The organism is Pseudomonas sp. EA_65y_Pfl2_P78, assembly GCF_963970495.1.
GTDB classification, from domain to species: domain Bacteria; phylum Pseudomonadota; class Gammaproteobacteria; order Pseudomonadales; family Pseudomonadaceae; genus Aquipseudomonas; species Aquipseudomonas baetica_A.
This window is the reverse complement of sequence record NZ_CAXAON010000038.1, coordinates 20797-41263: the sequence shown is the minus strand read 5'-3', so window position 1 is coordinate 41263 and position 20467 is coordinate 20797. Positions and strand designations below refer to the sequence as shown.

Here is a 20467-nt window from a genome sequence, read left to right as displayed (position 1 = left end):
CTGGCCAGACAAGAAACTGGGAGCCGATGGGCACTGTGATGTTGAACCCGGATCGGCAGCAGCAGCAGACCGAGAAAAGAGCGGCATAGTTAGACGGCGACGCGACAACAACCTTGAAAAACGCCGCCGCTTCCCTAATCGGCTCAATTTCGGTGAGCCGCGTACCGAACATCCTGCTACAGCAAATCTCCTGCTTGGGAGGATCAGCCTGACCCAACTTTAGGCATGAGGTGCCGGCAAGCTCGCGACCAGTCTTCTCGATCACCACACTGAATTTCTGGCGAAGCATCGTCGGGTCGGCTTTCGCTAAATCCATGGCCGTCTTGATGCCCATCACTTCCAGGTGCGCCTTCATGCGCCTGCCGATGCCCCAGACCTCGCCGACATCGGTGTTGCGCAGCGTCCAGTCACGTTTGAACGGGTCGCACAGATCCACCACACCACCAGTGATATCTAACAGGCGCTTAGCGGTATGATTTGCCAGCTTCGCTAGGGTCTTGGTGCGGGCAATACCCACCCCGACTGGAATTCCCGTGCGCTTGAGAAGAGTGGAGCGCACGTGTCGCCCAAAAGCAGGTAGATCGCCAGGTATGCCAGTGAGATCGGCGAACGCCTCATCGATGCTGTAGACCTCGAGCGCTGGCACCATCGATTCGATAATGGTCATGACGCGTTCGCTCATGTCGCCGTACAGAGCGTAATTACTGCTGAAGGCCACGATTCCATGCCGGCGTAGATGGTCTTTGATCTGGAAGTACGGCTGCCCCATCTTCACAAACGGTTTGGCGTCGTAGCTGCGTGCAATCACGCAGCCATCGTTGTTGGACAGCACCACGATGGGCGTTCGCGCCAGGTCGGGCCGGAAAACCCGCTCGCAACTCGCGTAAAACGAATTGCAGTCAATCAGAGCGAAGACAGGTTCAGGTGTTGTCATGATTGCGAACGCTGTATTTCACGACACCCCAGATCACGAGCTCATCGCCCTCCATTACATGCCTTGCCGGATATTTTGGGTTCTCCGATAAAAGCATCACGGCGTTCTCACGCAGAAGCAGGCGCTTGCAGAATGGCTCTGAGTTCAGCGCCGCGATGACGATATCGCCACTGACCGCATCAACGCTGCGATCGACGACCACCAGATCCCCTGAATAGATGCCGGCGCCCTGCATGCTGTCTCCATCAATTCTCACCAGGTACACATGCGGCGCGCGGATATCGAACAGCTCATCGAGGGAAATGTGCTTTTCGATGTGATCAGCCGCTGGTGAGGGGAAGCCCGCCGGCACCCTGGATGAATAGAGGGGCAGTTTCCTGCCGCCAGACGCGAGAGGGCCGAGAATGGTGATGCTCATGATGCAAGCCTTAGGGGTTGACTGTACGTATATACAGTTAACGATTTGGTTCACTTGCGGTCAATCTCTTAGGTACGACAATTCGACGGGTGACATCATGTGCGGACGCTATTCGATCTACGAATCGATGGATCACTACCTCAAGGAGCTTGCGCCAAAGCAGCTGGTGATCAATGGCTATGACCTCTGGCCTGTCGAGCGTTACAACGTCGCGCCGTCTACGCGGGTGGAAATTATCCGGCCAGCGGGAGAGGGCTTGAGTGTCGATAAGGTTAAATGGGGATGGGCGCCGTTCTGGGCGAAAGGAAAGCGGCCTGACCCAATAAACGCGAGAGTCGAGACTGTCATGACCGGGAAATTTTTCAATCAGCTCTGGCCAAATGGTCGCGTACTCGCGCCGGCGAACGGGTGGTTCGAATGGGTCAAGGACGAAGATGATCCAAAGAAAAAACAGCCCTATTTCATAACACTGAAAGAGCAGATTCCGATGTTCTTTGCGGGTTTAGCTGAGGTGCATGAAGGGCTGGAACCGGACGAGCGGAACGGTTTCGTCATCATCACTGCCACGAGCGATGAGGGCATGGTCGATATCCACGACCGTAAACCTCTGGTTCTGGCACCTGAGCACGCTCGCGAATGGATTGATCCTGAAACTTCAGTTGAACGAGCGAAGGAAATCGCGATGGAGCACTGCAGGCCTGCTACCGATTTTCACTGGTACAAGGTTGGCAAGGATTTAGGCAACGTTCGTAACCAAGGCCCGCATTTAATTCAGCCCCTCTCGCTGGTCGAAGACGTCGATGACTGATTTCAGCAACAGTCTGAGAGCCGGCGTATCGGCAGCTGCGCGCCAGCGAACTGGGGGTATGGGGATGAGGAGGGGAATAAGGTTCTTCCATGTGCGGCCATCTGAATGTAAAAGCAGCCAGATTAGTCATGGAATTCCCGTCGTTTATTCGTACGTTACCGCTTCAATCGTTGATTGTCCGATCTCAATCAGGGACGGATTCCACCAGCATCTAGCCGGGTGACCTGCCAGCAGTTGGAACGACCCCATGTACCCTGAAGTCTACCTGTAACTGTTTATAGGTAAGGTACAGAGCAATGGATAAGACAATCACAGTCGATCAACTGGCTACCACCGACCTAAGATCAATCAACGAGATATGGCTCGGCGAGACTCATACCCAGCTATGCCTTTGGCGTGGCGAACAAGTCTTCACCCACGAGATGATGAGCGAGGGCACCCACGATCAGAATGTCAGACGCTTGTGCTTGCAATTGGTCAACCCTGAAGATCAAGCCGCAGTTGCCAGCGTTGAGTTGATCGTGCGCGAGCAGCTAAAAAGGATGGGGAAGGAGGGCGAGTTTTATCCGGCAGAGGAGGCGGATACTCATCAATAAGAAAAGGAGCATCGGCCATTTACAAGTCATCAACCCAAGATCTATTGTCGCTTGGAAACCGATATTTATATCGGTTGGCCGGGTGAAATACCTCAGGCGCAACTACCTGTAAGTGCGGGCCATGATTTATGGTGTAACCTTCTAGTATCACTCCCATCGAGAATCATTTATGTCAAAACTTGCCGAATTCCGCCAGCTTGAAAAACACCTCGCCGAACAGCTCCAAGCGCTCGAAGCCTTGAAGGGTGATGCTGGTCTCAAGAAAGAAATAGAATTCGAAACGAAGCTGCGCGATTTGCTCGCAAAATACGGCTACAGCCTGAAAGACGTGATCAATCTGCTTGATCCGCAAGCAGGTCGTCGCGCTCCAGCTATCGAGTCCAAAGCTGGCAGTCGCAAGCCTCGCCAGTTGAAGGTTTATAAAAATCCGCATACCGGCGAAGTCGTAGAGACCAAAGGCGGTAATCACAAAACGCTCAAAGAATGGAAAACAAAGCACGGCGCTGCGACCGTAGAGTCTTGGCTGACTAAGTGATTTCGGTTGAGTACAAGAGGCCCTTTGAGGGCCTTTTTCAAAGGTGCTCATAACCTTTCTGTGAATTACCAAATCAAACAGCCCGGTTGAGGATGCTTACAAGCGTTTGGATTTTTAATGTTCCATCAGAATGACTTGTTCATTAACCGGCTTGATGGTTGGCGCCTGCAGCAGACAGAGCCAAATCAGGCGCGCGTTGAAGGGGGCTTGGAGGGACGTGAAACCGCTCGGGTGAACGAGTGTTTGCAGTTCACGTTTTTGCTGAAGACACCAGACAGCGATCATTAGCTCAGAGTACGTGCGAGGCATATATTCGGCCATAAACGGGGGGCAGCATTTGGCAGCGTATGCAGACTCTCAACATGGATCAGGTAGGCCGGGGTGGAGGTCAGTAAGTCAAGTGTGTCTTCTGCTCTTTCCAGAAGCTTCAAGCATGTGCTGTGGGCCAGCCCCAGCGCTTCGGCACCTGGCAAAGACTGAGGTATGTCGTCTCTATAAGCAGCGGCTGGCGAACGCCTCAATGTACCGATAGGGTTGCTAGCGGAAAGATGTCTCTGGCTTCTACGATGGTACGACCACCTTCTTGGCGGGCTGCATTTAGCATGGCCTTGCCGATACTCTCCGTTGTCACGATAGCGCTAGGCGCTATCCAGCGGATCAGCGACAGCAAGGGGCTGGCCAGGTAATAGAAATAACGGTAAGACGGCGTTTTGAGCGGAGCCCCTAGAGAGGCTGAATGATTCCCGGGCGAAAGAGGTACACGCCTTTGAAGGGCAGTTTCGTCAGGGCGTTTTCAGTCTTGCCTTTCACCCGCGCCCACATGCTGCTCCCTTTTTCACTGCTATCCGTACCCGCTCCCGATACGTAAACAAAGGTCATTTGCGAATTCCAGCGTGAGAGCAGCCGGGCAGCATGCACCGTCACCCCGTAGGTGATTTGGCTATACGCTTCTTCGCGCATGCCTGAAGACGAAACACCTAGGCAGAAGAAGCAGGCGTCAAAACCCTACAACTCATCACTAAGACTCTCCAGCCCATGAGATCGGCCTGTACCAGCTGTTTCAGTTTAGGATGAGCAAGTTCAACGAGCGAGCGCCCCACTGCAGTGACATGGCTAACATCAGGCGCGACAAGACTTTCGCGCAGTGCGCCCTGGCCCACCATGCCTGTGGCACCGAAGATCAATAGCTTCATTCAGAAATCAACTTCTGATTGCGCTCACGCCAGATTGCAGGCGTGCTGCTCTCCCATTGCCGGAAGGCGCGAAAGAACGAGTTCTGATCCTCATAACCCAGCATGTAGGCCACTTCCATGAGGCTCAGTGTCGGATCGGTCAGATACTCAAGCGCTAGCTGGTGACGTGTCTCGCCGAGCAAGCCTTGGAACGTAAGGCCCTCATCGGTCAGTTTGCGCTGCAATGAGCGCTCACTCATGGCCAGCTCGGCGGCGACTGAGCGAACATCGGGTCGACCAGCTGTCAACCTAGAGCGCAGCACCCACCTGATCTGCTCGGGCAGGCTGAGACTGACCGCCTGTTGTTGAAGGCGTCGATCCAGCTCAGGAAGCAGAATATCGAGCAGCTCTGCGTTGTAGCTCGCGAAGTGCTTGTCCAGGTCGGAGCACCGCAGCGTAAGACAGTTGCGCTTTGCGGCGAAGCGCACTTTGCAACCGTAATAGCTCTCGTACAGTGCACGCGAACCCTCAGGGCGCATCAGCTCGACTGCCGCAGCGGTCAGACCTTTTGCGGTGCCACGCTTGCCCAATTCGAATAGCGAGGCCAGAGTTGCATCCACCAGTGCAGATGGTACGTCACGCTCGTCGGCATGCAACCAATTCACCACAATCTCGCAGTTCTGATTGCGTTCCTGGAGTTGCAGCTCCTCTGGTGCACACAGGCGTTTGAAGCGCGCCACGCGCTGCAAGGCATCGCGGAAGTCCCGAGCGTGGTAGGCCGCTAGAAATGAGGGCGGTACCGCACCGCCCCCTAGCCGCGTGGCGATAAGCAAGCCAATAACAGGGTCGTTGCTGATGTCCACCAATGAACGCCAGAGACCGCAGAACTGAGCCGTTGAAATCGGTGCTCCATCGCGAATGGAAGAAATCGGTAGCTGAGCAGCTCGCTCTACATCTGCACGACTGATTCCGACGCCGCTCAATCCTGCCCACAACGCATCGGGAATCCTAATTTTGTCCGGCACAGTATTTTTCATCTGGTCATTTCGCCTGGAAGCCGCCATCGACATTGAGCACATGGCCGGTCACAAAACTCGACTCGTTGGCCAGTAGCCAGCAGATGGCATTGGCCACTTCGGCAGGATTTCCAACTCGCTGCATCGGGTGCATTGCCTCCAGCTCGGCCAGATTGCTGTTTAGTTGCTCCGCAATGATGTCCGTGCGGATAGCCCCAGGCGCTACCGCGTTGACACGAATGCCTTGAGCTGCGAGATCCAGAGCAGACGACTTAGTCAACCCAACGACGGCATGTTTAGTAGCAGCGTAGGTGCCGCCCCATGGGATGCCATTCAATCCAGCGATGGACGCCAAGTTGACGATAGAACCGCCTCCCTGCCTGAGCATTTGTGCAATCTCAAATTTCATGCAGAAGTACAGGCCCATCACGTTGATATCGAGCATGTCGCGGAAGTTATCAGTTCTGGACTGATCCAATGTGCAGTATTCGTTGAAGATCCCTGCGTTGTTGACGGCCATATCCAGACGTCCGAACTCAGCCACGATACCTGAGATCATAGCTTGGACGGCCTTCTCGTTAGACACATCGTTGCGTACAAAGCGCACCTTAGCGCCATGCTGGGCAATTGTGGCGATCTCATTTACTGCGATATCACCTGCTTCCTCGCGACGCCCGCTGATGATTACGCTGATGCCTTGAGAGGCGAGCTTCAGGGCAACAGCTTTTCCGATGCCGGTAGCACCGCCGGTGATTAGAGCGACTTGATTGGACATTTCAGACCTCTTTGAAGTGGTGAGAAGAGTCGCTCTAACCTACGCTGCGCTCCTAAGTCAGGATATGCACAATGCGCCAAACCACTCGCAGACTGCGCCAAATATCTTTGTGATTCGGATAGCAGGCAGTCGTTACCGTTCTGAATGCGATCTAACAAGAGGGCTTCCGGGATTCTCGTGCGGGTTTCTGCCGGGACGTAGCCAGCACGATGCGCTGGATGCGTTAATGGTCGTTCTGAAGGGCCAGATGGTGAACTGGATATTAGATGCGGATATCACATAATTCTTTGATGCCAGAGGAACCGGCTTCAGTCGTCGCGATATGGGCGCCTTGCCGACCTCTATATTCCAGGCCCAGAACCGCTCATCCCTACCCAGTAGGACGCCTCGCGTCACGTACTGATGCAGAAGCCATTTGGGTATTACGCACGTACGGATCTGTGCGGGGGACAGGTAACTGTCATCCCTACCGCAACCAGTGGTTCGCGTTTGACGCATCATGCCGCTCAGCCCCGGCAGAGTCCTCGACAATCGTCAATTTCGAATAAGCGAGTGGAGGCACCAATCAATAAACCCGCGTATATTAGGATGGCTATTAGCACCAGCTGGCCACAGGACATAATAGCCAAGTTCTGATTCGATCGTCGTGTCTGGAAGTGGGTTGATCAGCGTCCCGTTCGCTATCTCGCGACTCACGAGATGATCCCAACCCAACGCAATGCCGTGCCCCTGTGTTGCGGCTTCGATCACTAGGGGATAACTGTTGACGGTTAGACCCTTTGTGACAATGGCCGTGTTGACGCCATTCCGGTCGAGCCATTGCCGCCAGCTCATCCAGTTCCAGTGCTCATCCTCGAGTTCGATGAGCTTGTGTTCTGAGAGATCGCTGGCCTTTTGAAGTTCGGGACTGTTCTTAAAATATTTCGGACTGCAAACCGGAAAGATACGCTCGAGAAAGAGTTTCTCCGCATGGAATCCGTGCCACATGCCGTCGCCAAAAATGATCGCCGCATCGACATCGGTCGTCAAACAGATCTTCTCGACGTCCGAAATCATCAAGCGCGGCGTGATTTGCGGGAAGGTGGCGGTTAATTCGGGGAGCTTCGGCATTAGAAGCATATTGCCGATTGCTTGGTCGCATCCTATTGTCAGGACGCTTCCATCTCCCTTAGCCCGCAGATCAGTGGTCGCGCTGGCGAGGTTTGCGAGCGTTGTCGCGACCACATGCTGGAAGTTGCGCCCTTGTGGGGTAAGGCTCACCGAGCGATTGTCTCTGATGAATAGCTGCACCCCCAAGTAGTTCTCGAGGGATCGAATCTGCTGACTGATAGCAGCTTGAGTGAGATGTAGCTCCAGCCCAGCTTTCGTAAAACTTAGGTTCCGAGCCGATGCTTCGAACGCGATCAACGGATCCAGCGGAGGAAGCTTTTGTCGATAATTCTTCATAAGTTTTATTTATCCAATTGCCTAAATAATGGCTGTTGGGCAGGCCGGAAGTATTAAATTATATTGTCCGAAAGAGGTATTCAAATCAACTGAAACCACTCGAGCTTGATCAACTCGAGCAGGAGAAATAGTGTGCGGCGGCGCAGAATCGAACAGCTTTAGATGAGAATTCATCGCGATAGTCTGGAGCGCTCCCTCAGCGACTGAGGAACTGATTATGAGGTATTTTAAAATCTCGAAAAAAAGTGAAGAAACGGCGTCTATTCGAAGCTTTTCGCTCGTAAATCCTTTGGTAGATATGCCGCTGCCGGAGTTCTCGGCGGGGGCGCATATCACGGTGCACGCCCCCGAGACCATAAGTAGGCAATACTCGTTAGCAAATACCCCTGGCTCATCGGATCATTACTTAAACTCGATTCTCAGGGGGCAGGAAGGACGTGGCGGTTCGCATTGGATACATGAAAGCTTAAGATCGGGGATACTATAGAATTAGAAGACCCTGCCAATAATTTCAGATTCGACGAATTGGCGGGGGAGGTTATTCTTATTTTGGGCTGCATCGGTATAACTCCTATCCTGTCGATGGCTAGACGCCTGCAACAAATCGGGTCGAAGTATAATTTATATTATTGCGCGCGCTCAATTCAGGAGACTGCACACTAGAACGCTATAGTAAATTCGCCCCTGTGCGATAATTTAACGCTCATTCACAAAACATCACTGAGTCGACAGCCATCCCGATAACCGGCAGGTGCGACGCAGTACTTCGCTCACTACCATTTTTCACGCACAGTTCTTGGCAGAACCACACAGTAGCCTTCTGCCTACATCGGAGGGTGGACGCTTTTCGTGCGGCGAGATTGCCACGGGGATACGTGTACACCACTAATTGCCTCACACGAACCACACGCAAGCCTTGATTGTCTTAAAATTCCTGCTAACAGCATTGCCCATTGTTTCCCGAAGAGCCTGCGTGAGCGGTTTCACGTACTGACGCACGAAATTAGGCAGTCAATCAACGATGTCCCGCAATGGTTTTCAACACCCGCGATCATCCGCCAGCTGCGGGGTCGACGGCGAGACTACCGCCATCAGGCCGGCTATAACGACCAAGAAGGTGCCCACTTGCATCAGGACACCATAGGGTTCGTCTGCAAACAATGCTGCGGAAACGGCACCAACGGCCACCTCTATCATCATATAAATTCCGAGCCGTGTTGGCTCCAAGAAGCGCGCAGCCCACAGGAACCCGGTGAGCGCGACCGCCCACCACCCTATTCCAATGATGATGATAGCCAGAATACCAGTGCCGTAGTCGATTGAAGGCTTCGCCTCCAGGCTAGGGCCCTCCATCACACAAGCCAAAAGTACCGCGGACAAAAGGGCGCCGATGCTGAAGATGAAGTTGCTGCTGGAAGGATCGAGACGTGAGTGCGTGTACATGCCGGTGCTTGCGACCGACCACAGGACGCCACCAGCGAGGCCAAGCCAGTCGCCGATTTCGCGCGGCAATGGGATGCCGGTATTGCCACCCTGTAGAACCAAGAATATTCCGACCATACCGATAGCGATCGCCGCGTAACGTGCCAGGGAGGTCTCCTGTTTGAACCATAAGCGTGCGATTAGAATGCTCCATACCGGCGTCAAGTAGTATAAGACCACCACTACTGCGACATTTCCATACAACAGGCCAGCTGAATAAAGCGTGAATGATGCCCCGCCGATACCGGTAGATAGGAGAGCGTAACGGTTGGACGAGTAAAGGGATGTCCGGTAACGCCAAGCGGCGGGCGCCAGAGCCAAGCAGGCTACAATCACCACGTACACGGTGCCCCAGACACCAGCACCAATGGATGCTTCTATATAGCGGGCCGGTATCCAATATACGCCCCACATGACGGGAACTAGGAGCGCGACCGAGTGCGCTGTAATCAACTTTCGTGTAGATACTGCGCTCATTCGATACTCTCCATAGACGTCACTGTGACTATAAAGTGTCTAAAACCCTGCGCTCGTTAGTCAGTTCGCCTGCTCAGGCACCCCTTTCCGTGTTGAATCATTACAGTTCCGATGAGCACGATTTTCTCAGAGTTAAAAAGCAAGATAAAATGCCCCCTCGGGAATAAACAGCCAGACGCTCAAGCAGATAATGCTATTCAAGAGGAGCAGTTCCAACAGCAGGAGCATTCAAGTCAGATGGTGTCCCACTGCTACCAATAGAGGAGATGAATTTTTGTTAAATACCGCTTGTATGGGTTGGTAAAGGGTTGCGCATACAGCGAGCAAATGGATAAAAACATATTACATATCCACGCCCGCTGTATCGGCCTAGTTACTGGATTCCAATTTTGAGTCCAAGAGCATTGACCACCAGGCTCTGGAAGTGGTGTACCGGCGCTTCGGTCACTTGGACACGATCACCTCCAACGACGAAGCGTCCTTGATTGTATCCAATGGATTTCAGCCCTCTCTGCACGTTCTCACAAATAGGGATATCTTCCGCGTACTGCAGCGTATCGCGCTGGAATTTGATAGTGCCTTCCAACTCCTCGCTAACGGTTCCGTCCTTCGTGAACCAGTCGTGGCGCTCATAGGATGTCGTTGGAGTGAGCGGGTCGACACGCATAACCGAGAGTTGTTCTTCGCCCGGATAAACCCAGATCGTGAGATTGGGCCACAGGAACCACCCACCGTAACCGTCGATGTCGTTTCCGCTCACCTGATAGGCCGCGCTGTCACGAGTTGTCCGAGTGGAACAGTGACTGGTGAATATTCCATTGGAATAGGGGTTGTAGGCTTCATCGCCGAAATCGACCAGTACCGAAAAGTCTTTGTGCGCAACAGCGCAGTGGTAGCATTCTTGGAAATTCTCGACCAAAATCTTCCAGTTCGCCTGCGGCTGGAATTCTTGGCAGTCGGCATACACAAGGTCATCGGCATTCGGCACGTAGCTGCGAATTTCCTTTTCCAACTCTGGAGCCTGCTCACGCAGAGGCACTGCTTGGCCATCCAAGTTGACAAAGACCATGCCACAGAATTCTTCCAGCGCAACCTCTTTGAGCGAGAACTCGCTTTTGTCGAAGTCTTCGATGGATCCCGTTTCGCGTGCTGCGCGCAAAGTACCATCGAGATCATACGTCCAGGCGTGGTAGGGGCAGACAATCATTTGCGCCTTGCCACACCCTTTGAGCAGTTCATGTCCGCGGTGTTGACACACATTGTGAAATGCCCGAATTTTCTCATCTCTGCCCTTTACTATGATCACATTCTGATCATGAACTAACTCTGTGACATAGTCGCCCGGCTTAGCTACGCGGCTTTTGTGACAAACATAGACCCAGTTCTTATAGAAAATTGCTGCTTTTTCCTGTTCAAATATATCTTGGTCGTAGAAGTAGCGTGCCGGCAGTGTGTGCGACTTGCTCGGATCTTCAATAAACGGTTTGTCTTGGTCTTTTTTATAGAACTTATTTGCAGACATGACCTGTCCTCTCAATTAGTTTAGGCTGTTACGGCTTCGATACGTCTTCGGTCGTTGATGCACAGGTGTAACGCTATAGACGTTGAGGAAAAAGCCTCTGAAGGCCTGTGGCACCGCACAAACCAATAGTGCCCATGCGCCGCGCCGCCGACAAACAATGTTATTCAGGGCAGATGGATAAGCGTTCGTTATGTCAAAGCATTAAGTTCTCGATTCTATGTACATAGACGCGCAATGTGCTACCGCGTGGGACTAAGTCCCGCTGGGCGCAGCACCACCTATCGAGATGAAAATTTGCGGAAATATTCATCAATCAGATGAACTTGATCGCTGTTCCGGCCACTGCAGAAGGCCGTTAAGGAAAGCGAGCGGATTAGTACCGATCCAATAAGCTTCCCACGGATTGATCTCGAACATTGAGTTTGACTGTGATGACCTATTGCCAGAGCAGGCAGGGCTGGCCGCGGCGAAAATATATCCGGATTTGAAATTAGCCTGTCCGGTGTGCTCGCCGGGGTCAAGAACTCTTTCCCAACTTTGTCCCTCAAATTGTCGTTAGCCAGGGATGTCCATCGACAGTTACCATTCAGGCCCGTTCTGCGGTTGCATCGTACAACCGTAGCGTATGCTGATGGGTATCAAGGAAACTGCCGTGCGTTATGACCTGACGAGCTTGGATATTTTCATCACTGTCGCGGAGGAGAGGAATCTAACGCGAGTGGGCCGCATAAAGCACTTGGCGGTTTCCGCAATCAGCAAGCGAGTTTCCGAACTCGAAAGCCAAGTCGGAGCGCCGCTGTTGGTACGTAACGCCCGAGGGGTCGATCTCACCCCAGCGGGACAATCATTGCTTTTCTACGCACGGCAAGTGAGGCAGACGCTTGCGCAGCTTGATCAGGAGCTTGGCGACTATACAGCAGGCGTGAAGGGCCATCTGCGCATTCATGCGATAACCTCCGCCCTTTCTCAGTTCCTTCCTCAAGACATCGCCCACTTCGTTTCGCTTTATCCGCAAATCAAGTTCGACATTGAGGAACGTGTCGGGTCTGCGGTCATTCGGGCGGTCGCGGATGGCCGAGCAGATCTTGGCATTATTGCCAGTCAGACACAGGCTCAAGGGTTGGAAGCAATACCATATCGCAATGATGAACTGACGTTGGTGGTATCCGCTGGACACGCGCTCTCCGGTCGCAAGGGCATTCGGTTCAAGGAAGTGCTGGAACATGAATTTGTCGGCCCCCATCTCGAAAGCTCGATGCACACGTTACTGACCACGGAGGCTGAGAACCTGGGGATGGCGCTCAAGCTTAGAATCAGGATCAGTAGCTTCGACTGCATGTGTCGGATGGTCTCTGCCGGGTTGGGGCTGGCCGTTTTGCCACGTAGTGTGGTCAACCAATACCTACGCAGCCATAAGTTGAAATCGGTGACACTCGAAGAGCCTTGGGCCCACAGATCGTTGCAATTGGTTGTCAAACGATACGACACCGCCTCACCTACGCTAAAAACGCTCATCGACAACTTGAGATTGCCAGAGGAGTGATTGAGCGTTCTCCTTTGGAGAACGCAGCTTTGGCGAATCATCAATTTTCAGCTATGTGTAGTAGTCCTAGTATCGGCTCATCAGCGGTATAGATCGGCTAGCTCCCGAATCCCGCGACCATTATAAAAAGCCTGAGCGATACGAGAATGACCGAGACTGCCTACGACCTCATCAATCATCTGGTGATCGACGAAGAGCGATTTGCCTACGTCGATCTGACCAAGATGCTTTCCTCAGTACAGCTATCGAAACTTCCCTACTCGATCCGAATCCTGCTGGAAAACGTGGCGCGTTGCTCTCCTGAGGCATTTCCGTCTGTTCTGGCTCGTGCCACTGGCCAAGGCCCTGAATGTGAAGTCCCGTTTCAGCCCAACCGTCTGATGTTCCATGACACGACCTGTCTGCCGGCGTTGGCTGACTTCGCAGGAATGCGCGACGTTGTGGCGGAGCTGGGCGGCGATCCCAAAACCATGAACCCGCTGATTCCAGCCGTGCTGACCATCGACCATTCCGTAATCGTGGAGCATTACGCCGAAGCAGATGCGGTCGAGCAGAATCTGGACATCGATTTTCGCCGCAACAGCGAGCGTTATCGCTTTATCAAGTGGGCGCAGAAGAGCCTGACCAATTTTGGTGTCATTCCTCCAGGTACAGGCATCATCCACCAGATGAACATGGAAGCGCTGGCGCAGGTGGTGTGGGAAAGCACCACTGACGACGGCCAACGCCTGCTGCACCCAGACGACATGGTGGCGACCGACAGCCACACCCCTATGATCAATGCAATTGGTGTCTTAGGTTGGGGCGTTGGCGGCCTGGAAGGTCAGGCAGCCATGCTTGGTGAACCGGTTCCGATTAGCTTTCCAAAGGTCGTGGGTATCCGCGTTACCAATGCGCTGCGTCCAGGTGTAACCGCTACCGACCTGTCGCTGCACGTGGCGGAAATTCTGCGCAAACGTTCGGTCGTCGGTAAATTCGTTGAGTTCACTGGCCCTGGTCTTTCGGGTTTGAGCTGGGCTGCACGAGGCACCGTTTCCAACATGGCCCCCGAATATGGCGCGACCGTGGTGTTCTTCCCGTTCGACAACGAAACGCTTTCTTACTTGGAGCTCAGTGGCCGTTCGCAAGAGCTGTGCCGCAAGGTCGTCAGCTACATGAGCGCGCAGCCTCTCTGGCGTCGTGATGAGCTCGATGAACCGCAATTTGATGAGTTGATCGATCTGGATCTGGCTGATATCGAGCCGAGTGTGGCAGGCCCACACCAGCCGCATCAACGTCAGAAATTATCGAACGCTGCCGCTTCATTCCACCAGGAAGTGATGGGTGAAGGGAAGTTGATCACAGCGCCTGCGCAACAGAGCTTTTTCGAACCATCGTTTGGCCAGCCGATCACCCATGGCGCCGTGGTGATGTCGGCGATCACCAGTTGCACGAACACCGCGAACCCCGCGCAGATGATCCAGGCTGGCTTGCTTGCCCGCAAGGCACGTGAGCTTGGCGTTCAGCGCAAGCCCTGGGTTAAAACTTCCTTGTCCCCAGGCTCTCGCGTTGTCGCGGACTACCTGAAAGAGGCAAACCTGCTCGAAGAATTTTCGGCGCTTGGATTCGATCTGGCAGGTTTCGGCTGCATGACCTGTATCGGTAACTCGGGTTCGCTCGAAGAGCATGTAGACAAGTTCGCAGATCAAGGTCTGAAGGGCGTGGTGGTGTTGTCGGGTAACCGCAATTTCGAAGGGCGAGTGAACCCGAAGATCCCAGCGGGCTACCTGGCTTCGCCGGCGCTGTGTGTGGCTTACGCCATTGCCGGCACCATCGACATCGATCTGCAGTCCGATCCGCTGGCCAGTGATCGTGATGGCAAGCCTGTGTACTTGCGCGATTTGATGCCTTCGGACGCTGAAATTGCCGTGCAAGCTGCCAAGGCCGTGAAGCCCGAATTCTTTCAGCAGCGCCTGGCTAAGGTTTGGGAAGGCACCCACCACTGGCAAGCTTTGACGGCGGAAGGAAGCGTGCAATTTCCTTGGAACCCTGATTCAACTTACCTGCGTCGTCCTCAATACCTGGCTGACATCGCTCGCGAACCTAAGACAAGTCTTGCGATCATCGGCGCTCGTACGCTGATGGTGCTCGGGGACAACGTTACCACCGACCATATTTCGCCTGCCTATTCAATTCCAGCAGATAGCTTGGCTGGACAGTGGTTGCTTGAACGCGGTGAAGCCCCGGCAGACTTGAACCAGTACTCCACCCGCCGCAGTAATCACGAAGTCATGCTGCGAGGTGCCTTCACCAACAAGTCGGTCAAGAACTTGCAATTGGGTGATGACCAACCAGGGTTGGGAGTGTGGGCCTGGAACGCAGATCACAGCGCCTGTTTGCCGCTCTATGAAGCTGCCAAAAGCTATGCGGCGCTGCAGACGCCAATGGTTGTTTTTGCAGGGAACAACTATGGCGCAGGCTCAAGTCGTGACTGGGCGGCCAAAGCTCAGGCTTTACTCGGAGTCAAGGCGGTTGTGGCGCAGAGCGTAGAGCGCATCCACCGCAGCAACCTAATCGGCATGGGCGTCATTCCACTCCAATTCAAAAACGGGCAGTCGGCAAGCGACCTTGACCTCAAGGGTGATGAGCGCTTTGACTTCATTGGATTAGATGACCTCGCTGTTGGGGACAACCTAGTGGATCTGGTTATCCATCGCGGTAACGGCGATCTGCAACAGGTCGAACTTGGAGTCCGTTTGGACTCGCTGCAAGAGATTCGTTACCTGATGCATGGCGGTGTTCTCCCGTTCGTCATTCGCAAAGTGGTGGCGCGAACGCAGCACTGATTCGACTCCGGCCTCGCGCAGAGGCAGGGCAAAATGCGATTAACAATAAAAAGGGCGCATCTATGCACGGCGATGATCAAGACGCAGGCTCCCGCTTGCCTGTGTCAAAAGGCGCAACCCGCCGCACTGTACTCAAACAAATGGGCGCTGTAGCCGGAATTTCGGTTCTTGGCGCTCTGTTGCCCGCTGGTTTCGCGCAGGCCGCGAGCCTACTGAATAACAATGCTGAGTCTCGGAGAAATACCCCTATGTACGCCTATGTCGGGTCGCGCACTACACGGGAGCGTAATGCACGCGGTGAAGGGATCACGGTTTACAAGGTAGATCAGGAGGAGGGCACGCTGTCGCTCGTGCAGGTCGTAAAGGATCTGATCAACCCTTCATTCCTTGCTCTTAACAAGGCAGGCGATCGGTTGTACACGGTGCATGGAGATATGACCGAAGTCAGTGCTTTCAGCGTTGACGAGGCCACCGGAAAACTCGCATTTATCAACCGTCAGAGTTGTGAAGGGAAGAACCCGGTTCACTTGGCACTCGATCCGACGCAGCGGTACCTTGTGGTTTCCAACCACATCGGTGGATCATTGGCGGTGATGAATATCGCTGAAGACGGATCGCTGGGTAGCGTCAACCAGTTGCTCAAACTGCAAGGGCCGCTGGGCCCACACCGCCTTGAGCAACCTTTCTCCAAGCCCCACTTCAATCCATTCGATCCGTCCGGCCAGTTCGTGCTGGTGCCCGACAAAGGACTGGATCGAGTGTTCAGTTTCAAATTCGACAACGGCAAACTGTATCCAGCAGATCAACCTTTCGTTACTAGCCGGGAAGGCTCTGGGCCTCGCCACTTGGCATTCCATCCCAAAGCCTCCTTCGCGTATGTGGTCAACGAGCTTGACTCAAGCGTGACCGCGTATCGGTTCAATGGCCAGAGCGGCGCGCTCTCACCCATTCAGGTACTGCCGTCTTTACCTGCGACCTTCACCGGCAATAGCCGTGCATCTGAGATCGAGATCGATCGCAGCGGCCGCTTCCTCTATGCCTCGAACCGGGGCTACGACAGCGTGGCGGTGTTCGCCATCGATCAGGGCACCGGAATGCTTAGCCCCGTAGAGTTCATGCCCACTGACGGCAAGACGCCGCGCTTTTTCGCCCTCACACCCAATGAGCGTTACCTGTTCGCGCTCAATGAAGACAGCGACACCATTATTTCAATGGCAACGGACGCCAAGACCGGTGCGTTGAGAAAGACGGGCTTTACAGTTTCAACCGGTAGCCCAGTCTGCATGATTTTCTCGGCCTAACCGGTCGAGCCTTACAATAATGAAGGGAGCAGGTCTGGGCCTGTTCCGAAGAGGTCGCCATGAATAATAACAAGCCTGAAGAAGCTGCCATCGTACGTAAGGTTACGCTGCGCATCATCCCGTTCGTTTTCCTGCTCTACATCGTGTCCTATCTAGACCGCGCCAATATCGGCTATGCGGCCTTGCAAATGAATAAAGAACTGGCGCTCTCTAGTGAGGCCTTCGGCTTTATTTCCGGTATCTTTTTTATTGGCTATTTCCTGTTCGAAGTTCCCAGCAATGTGATGCTAAACAAATTTGGCGCCCGGGTCTGGATTGCCCGAATTCTTGTCACCTGGGGGGCCATTGCTGCACTGACTGCCTTTGCACAAACCGCCAATCAGCTATACATCCTTCGCTTCTTTCTTGGCGTGGCTGAGGCAGGTTTCTTTCCAGGCATCATTGTCTATCTGACCTTTTGGTTCCGCTCCAAAGAGCTGGCTACCACGGTTGCGCTGTTCACTGCGGCTATCCCGGTGAGCTACATAATAGGCGCTCCGATGAGCACCTGGATCATGGACAACATCAGTTGGTTCAACTGGAGCGGCTGGCGCTGGATGCTGTTTCTCGAAGGTATTCCTGCCGTCTTCCTAGGTGTTGCCTGCTATTTTTTCCTCACGGACAAACCTGAACAGGCTAAATGGCTAAAACCTGAAGAGAAAACCTGGTTGCTCGAAGAACTTGAGCGTGATCGTCAAAGCCGCAAGAACGTCAAGCGTCTGAGTGTGTTCAAGACGATGACCCACCCCAAGGTGCTGTACCTGAGCTTCATATATTTCGTGTATCAATGCGGGAGCTTGGGCATTGGCTACTGGATGCCACAGATCATCAAGAGCTTCTCGGAGTCTTTGACCCACACGCAGATTGGGCTGATCGCTATGCTGCCTTACATTGTTGCGACTGTGGCAATGATCTTATGGTCGCGAAGCTCCGATAAGCGGAACGAACGTAAGCTGCACTCCGCCATCCCGCTGCTTATCGCGGCTATAGGCATGATCGGTGCTGGCGTGCTGCAAAATCCTTTCCTCGCGATAGCAATGATATGCGTCGCGCTGTCTGGCCTTTACAGCTTCAAATCGCCGTTCTGGGCATTGCCGACACTTTTCCTCGACCGTACCACCGCCGCAGTTTCCATTGCGGTGATCAACTCGATTGGCAACCTGGGTGGTTTTGCCGGGCCTTCGTTGATCGGCATGGTAAAAGGAAATAGTCATAGTGCAGCCACCGGCCTGTTGTTCCTAAGCGGGCTACTGGTGGTCGGTTTCTTAATGACCATCCTAATGCGCGTTAATAATAAAGACGACACGCCAACCGGCAGTCCCGTGACCCGCGAGGCTCACTAAGTTACATATGTGCAGCAGCATCCTCAAAAGTGCTGCTGCGCGTCGCGTGTGAATGGCGTTACAGCCAATTTAAGAAATTTGCTAGTCCTGTGAACTTATAAATTCTGAACTTCGGGCCCATCGCCCCTAGATGGGCTCTGCTGCGCTTTATTTGGAGTCAACATGAATAAAAATAAAAACGCAATTCGTACTCTGGTCACAGTTTCACCTTGGTTCGCAGTTGGCATGGTTAATGCTGAAGGCTTCGTTGATGATAGTAAGGCGTCGCTGCAAACTACGAACTACTACTTCAATCGTGATTTTCGAGACGGCGCAGGCCAGAACAAGCGCGAGGAATGGGCTCAAGGATTTCTCCTGGATTATCGGTCTGGCTACACTCTTGGCAGGGTAGGGTTCGGGTTCGATGCGATGGGAATGCTCGGTCTTAAACTGGACTCAAGCCCTGATCGAACTGGTTCTGGTCTTCTCCCGACGCATGATGATGGCCATGCCGCGGACGAATTCAGCCGCCTCGGCATGACCGTCAAGGCCAAGATCTCCAAAACCGAGTTCAAGTACGGTACGTTCATCCCCAAGTTGGCGACTCTACAAGCCAACACTGGTCGGATTCTGCCTCAGACGTTTCAAGGGGGCATGGTTACGATGAAGGAGTTCGATGGGCTAACCCTGACCGGGGTTCGGTTCAACCGGGTGACCGACCGTGACTCGACCGATGCGCAAAACATCACGCTGAACAATCGCAATCGACGGTTCACCACTACGGCAGAAGGCGATGAATACTGGATCGGTGGTGCTGATTATCAGATCAATAAATCCCTCGCTGTCAGTTATCAGCACGCAGAACTTCAAGATGTCTACCGCCAGAGTTTTTTCGGGCTGGTGAACAACCTTGCAATTGGCCCCGGCAAATTGAAGAGCGACCTGCGCTACATGCTCAGTGATGACGCTGGTGCAGCTCGTGGTGGAAAGATTGATAGCGGTGCTCTAAACGGCATGTTCACTTACTCCCTTGGAGGGCACGCCCTGGGAATCGGCTTGCAGAAGATGAACGGCTCTACATCCATTCCGTACATCAACGGTACCGACGTGTACCTGACCAACTACATTCAGATTAATGACTTCGCTGAGCCAGGTGAGCGTTCCTGGCAACTGCGTTACGACTTCGACTTCGCGGCGATGGGGCTACCGGGTCTGACTTTTATGACGCGTTACGTCAGCGGCGACCATGCGGACGCCAAGACATCTGCCTCGGAAGGACGCGAATGGGAGCGCAATACCGACATTGGTTATGTGGTGCAGACCGGTGCTCTCAAGAACGTCGGCTTCAAATGGCGTAACGCCAGTTATCGCTCTAGCTTTGCTCGCGATATTGATGAAAATCGACTGATCGTTTCCTACACCTTGCCAATTTGGTGAGGTCTACTGAACTCAAATTAGGAGCAATAAATGACCTTTCTCGACCATGCTGTGCTTCAAGATCTGGCTCCGGAAGGTGTCCTGCGTGCCGCGATAAATTTCGGTAATCCTGTCTTAGCCCAACAAGGGACGGACGGCTCGCCTCAAGGCGTATCGGTGGCCTTGGCTAAAGCACTAGCCAAGGAGTTGAACGTCAGGTTGGAAATGATCACTTTTGACGCCGCGGGCAAGGTGTTTGCGGCGCTTGAAGAGGGCGTATGGAATGTGGCGTTTCTGGCCATCGAGCCGGTGCGCGAAGAGCAGATCGCGTTCAGCGAACCTTACGTCATCATCGAAGGTACTTATTTGGTAGCCGCTGATTCGTCCTATCAGCATGTCCAAGATCTTGATCAGTCAGGACTGAAAATCGCGGTGGGCAAAGGTGCTGCTTATGACCTGTTTCTTTCCCGCACGCTGAAGCATGCGCAGCTTGAACGTGCGGCAACCTCCGCCGGTGCCGTGGATCTGTACATCGAGCAGTCTCTGGATGCAGCAGCAGGCGTGAGACAGCCACTGGAAAAAGTCGCAGCCGATGACTCTTCTTATCGTGTCCTTGATGGCGCGTTTACATCAATTCAACAAGCAATGGCCGTTCCGCGAGCTCGTGAAGCGGGAGCGGCCTATGTCAGTGCTTTTGTCGAACGTAAGAAGGCCGAAGGTTTCGTGCGCGCTGTTTTAAACGATAACGGCCAAACCGATGTAACGGTCGCACCTTTGGCGTGAACAGCTTTATCTAGCCATTTTGAATTGTAAATGCGCATAGCGCTCAATCGTAACTGA

15 protein-coding genes and 2 pseudogenes are annotated in these 20467 nt (G+C 53.5%); 9 read left to right on the top strand and 8 right to left on the bottom strand.

Annotated elements, in window-relative coordinates; genetic code table 11:
- Positions 1-115 precede the first annotated feature (115 nt).
- Both AACY02_RS22955 and AACY02_RS22950 read right to left on the bottom strand, forming a co-directional pair.
- Positions 116-934 (bottom strand): annotated as a pseudogene (locus AACY02_RS22955) (Y-family DNA polymerase); the annotation flags it as partial.
- Positions 921-1352 carry a LexA family protein gene (locus tag AACY02_RS22950; RefSeq protein WP_339420457.1) on the bottom strand — a complete coding sequence of 144 codons (432 nt, stop codon included), beginning with the start codon at positions 1350-1352 and terminating at the stop codon, positions 921-923. The pseudogene AACY02_RS22955 and the gene AACY02_RS22950, both read right to left, overlap by 14 nt.
- 97 nt (positions 1353-1449) lie before the next feature.
- Between AACY02_RS22950 and AACY02_RS22945 the strand changes: the two genes are divergently transcribed.
- From AACY02_RS22945 to AACY02_RS22935, 3 genes are all read left to right on the top strand, one after another.
- Positions 1450-2160, top strand: coding sequence for an SOS response-associated peptidase (locus AACY02_RS22945; RefSeq protein ID WP_339420458.1), 711 nt, complete (start codon positions 1450-1452; stop codon positions 2158-2160).
- Positions 2161-2456: 296 nt separating this feature from the next.
- Positions 2457-2756, top strand: coding sequence for a hypothetical protein (locus AACY02_RS22940; protein WP_339420459.1), 300 nt, complete (start codon positions 2457-2459; stop codon positions 2754-2756).
- A 169-nt stretch (positions 2757-2925) separates the two neighbouring features.
- Complete coding sequence (locus AACY02_RS22935) at positions 2926-3291, top strand: histone-like nucleoid-structuring protein, MvaT/MvaU family (RefSeq protein ID WP_339420460.1); 366 nt, start codon at positions 2926-2928, stop codon at positions 3289-3291.
- A 517-nt stretch (positions 3292-3808) separates the two neighbouring features.
- On the opposite strand, the pseudogene AACY02_RS22930 reads toward AACY02_RS22935, so the two are convergent.
- The 6 genes and pseudogenes from AACY02_RS22930 to AACY02_RS22900 all read right to left on the bottom strand — a co-directional run bounded on the left by AACY02_RS22930 (position 3809) and on the right by AACY02_RS22900 (position 11181).
- Positions 3809-4484: pseudogene (locus tag AACY02_RS22930) on the bottom strand (epimerase).
- Complete coding sequence (locus tag AACY02_RS22925; RefSeq protein WP_339433901.1) at positions 4481-5533, bottom strand: AraC family transcriptional regulator; 1053 nt, start codon at positions 5531-5533, stop codon at positions 4481-4483. The pseudogene AACY02_RS22930 and the gene AACY02_RS22925 overlap by 4 nt, the downstream one beginning before the upstream one ends.
- Complete coding sequence (locus AACY02_RS22920; RefSeq protein WP_339433900.1) at positions 5505-6254, bottom strand: SDR family NAD(P)-dependent oxidoreductase; 750 nt, start codon at positions 6252-6254, stop codon at positions 5505-5507. Before AACY02_RS22920 ends, AACY02_RS22925 begins: the two co-directional genes overlap by 29 nt.
- Before the next feature lie 534 nt (positions 6255-6788).
- Positions 6789-7700 (bottom strand): LysR substrate-binding domain-containing protein, encoded by a 912-nt coding sequence (locus AACY02_RS22910; RefSeq protein WP_339433899.1) that lies wholly within the window; start codon positions 7698-7700, stop codon positions 6789-6791.
- A gap of 1038 nt (positions 7701-8738) precedes the next feature.
- The gene (locus AACY02_RS22905; protein ID WP_339420465.1) at positions 8739-9659 is read right to left on the bottom strand and encodes a DMT family transporter; all 921 of its coding nucleotides are present in this window, start codon (positions 9657-9659) and stop codon (positions 8739-8741) included.
- 373 nt (positions 9660-10032) lie between these two features.
- Complete coding sequence (locus tag AACY02_RS22900) at positions 10033-11181, bottom strand: aromatic ring-hydroxylating oxygenase subunit alpha (protein ID WP_339420466.1); 1149 nt, start codon at positions 11179-11181, stop codon at positions 10033-10035.
- A 631-nt stretch (positions 11182-11812) separates the two neighbouring features.
- On the opposite strand from AACY02_RS22900, the gene AACY02_RS22895 reads away from it, so the two are divergent.
- The 6 genes from AACY02_RS22895 to AACY02_RS22870 all read left to right on the top strand — a co-directional run bounded on the left by AACY02_RS22895 (position 11813) and on the right by AACY02_RS22870 (position 20410).
- On the top strand, positions 11813-12724 hold the full coding sequence (locus tag AACY02_RS22895) for a LysR substrate-binding domain-containing protein (RefSeq protein WP_339433898.1): 912 nt from the start codon (positions 11813-11815) through the stop codon (positions 12722-12724).
- A 146-nt stretch (positions 12725-12870) separates the two neighbouring features.
- Entirely contained in the window at positions 12871-15549 is a 2679-nt protein-coding gene (gene acnA / locus AACY02_RS22890; protein WP_339433897.1) for an aconitate hydratase AcnA, read from the top strand.
- Between the two features lie 248 nt (positions 15550-15797).
- On the top strand, positions 15798-16850 hold the full coding sequence (locus tag AACY02_RS22885) for a lactonase family protein (RefSeq protein WP_339433902.1): 1053 nt from the start codon (positions 15798-15800) through the stop codon (positions 16848-16850).
- Positions 16851-16909: 59 nt separating this feature from the next.
- Positions 16910-18232: an MFS transporter gene (locus tag AACY02_RS22880; protein WP_339433896.1), complete on the top strand. Its 1323-nt coding sequence runs from the start codon at positions 16910-16912 to the stop codon at positions 18230-18232.
- A gap of 162 nt (positions 18233-18394) precedes the next feature.
- A complete protein-coding gene (locus tag AACY02_RS22875; RefSeq protein ID WP_339433895.1) occupies positions 18395-19648 on the top strand; it encodes an OprD family porin in 1254 nt (417 codons plus the stop codon).
- A 30-nt stretch (positions 19649-19678) separates the two neighbouring features.
- Positions 19679-20410, top strand: coding sequence for a transporter substrate-binding domain-containing protein (locus AACY02_RS22870; protein ID WP_339433894.1), 732 nt, complete (start codon positions 19679-19681; stop codon positions 20408-20410).
- Positions 20411-20467 lie beyond the last annotated feature (57 nt).

Excerpts from the sequence above, each read along its gene's own strand:
- AACY02_RS22935 (WP_339420460.1), top strand. The coding sequence starts at position 2,926 with ATGTCAAAACTTGCCGAATTCCGCCAGCTTGAAAAACACCTCGCCGAA.
- AACY02_RS22945 (WP_339420458.1), top strand. The coding sequence starts at position 1,450 with ATGTGCGGACGCTATTCGATCTACGAATCGATGGATCACTACCTCAAG.
- AACY02_RS22950 (WP_339420457.1), bottom strand. The coding sequence starts at position 1,352 with ATGAGCATCACCATTCTCGGCCCTCTCGCGTCTGGCGGCAGGAAACTG.
- AACY02_RS22910 (WP_339433899.1), bottom strand. The coding sequence starts at position 7,700 with ATGAAGAATTATCGACAAAAGCTTCCTCCGCTGGATCCGTTGATCGCG.
- AACY02_RS22925 (WP_339433901.1), bottom strand. The coding sequence starts at position 5,533 with ATGTCGATGGCGGCTTCCAGGCGAAATGACCAGATGAAAAATACTGTG.
- acnA (WP_339433897.1), top strand. The coding sequence starts at position 12,871 with ATGACCGAGACTGCCTACGACCTCATCAATCATCTGGTGATCGACGAA.
- AACY02_RS22875 (WP_339433895.1), top strand. The coding sequence starts at position 18,395 with ATGAATAAAAATAAAAACGCAATTCGTACTCTGGTCACAGTTTCACCT.
- AACY02_RS22920 (WP_339433900.1), bottom strand. The coding sequence starts at position 6,254 with ATGTCCAATCAAGTCGCTCTAATCACCGGCGGTGCTACCGGCATCGGA.
- AACY02_RS22870 (WP_339433894.1), top strand. The coding sequence starts at position 19,679 with ATGACCTTTCTCGACCATGCTGTGCTTCAAGATCTGGCTCCGGAAGGT.
- AACY02_RS22880 (WP_339433896.1), top strand. The coding sequence starts at position 16,910 with ATGAATAATAACAAGCCTGAAGAAGCTGCCATCGTACGTAAGGTTACG.
- AACY02_RS22940 (WP_339420459.1), top strand. The coding sequence starts at position 2,457 with ATGGATAAGACAATCACAGTCGATCAACTGGCTACCACCGACCTAAGA.
- AACY02_RS22900 (WP_339420466.1), bottom strand. The coding sequence starts at position 11,181 with ATGTCTGCAAATAAGTTCTATAAAAAAGACCAAGACAAACCGTTTATT.
- AACY02_RS22885 (WP_339433902.1), top strand. The coding sequence starts at position 15,798 with ATGTACGCCTATGTCGGGTCGCGCACTACACGGGAGCGTAATGCACGC.
- AACY02_RS22895 (WP_339433898.1), top strand. The coding sequence starts at position 11,813 with ATGGGTATCAAGGAAACTGCCGTGCGTTATGACCTGACGAGCTTGGAT.
- AACY02_RS22905 (WP_339420465.1), bottom strand. The coding sequence starts at position 9,659 with ATGAGCGCAGTATCTACACGAAAGTTGATTACAGCGCACTCGGTCGCG.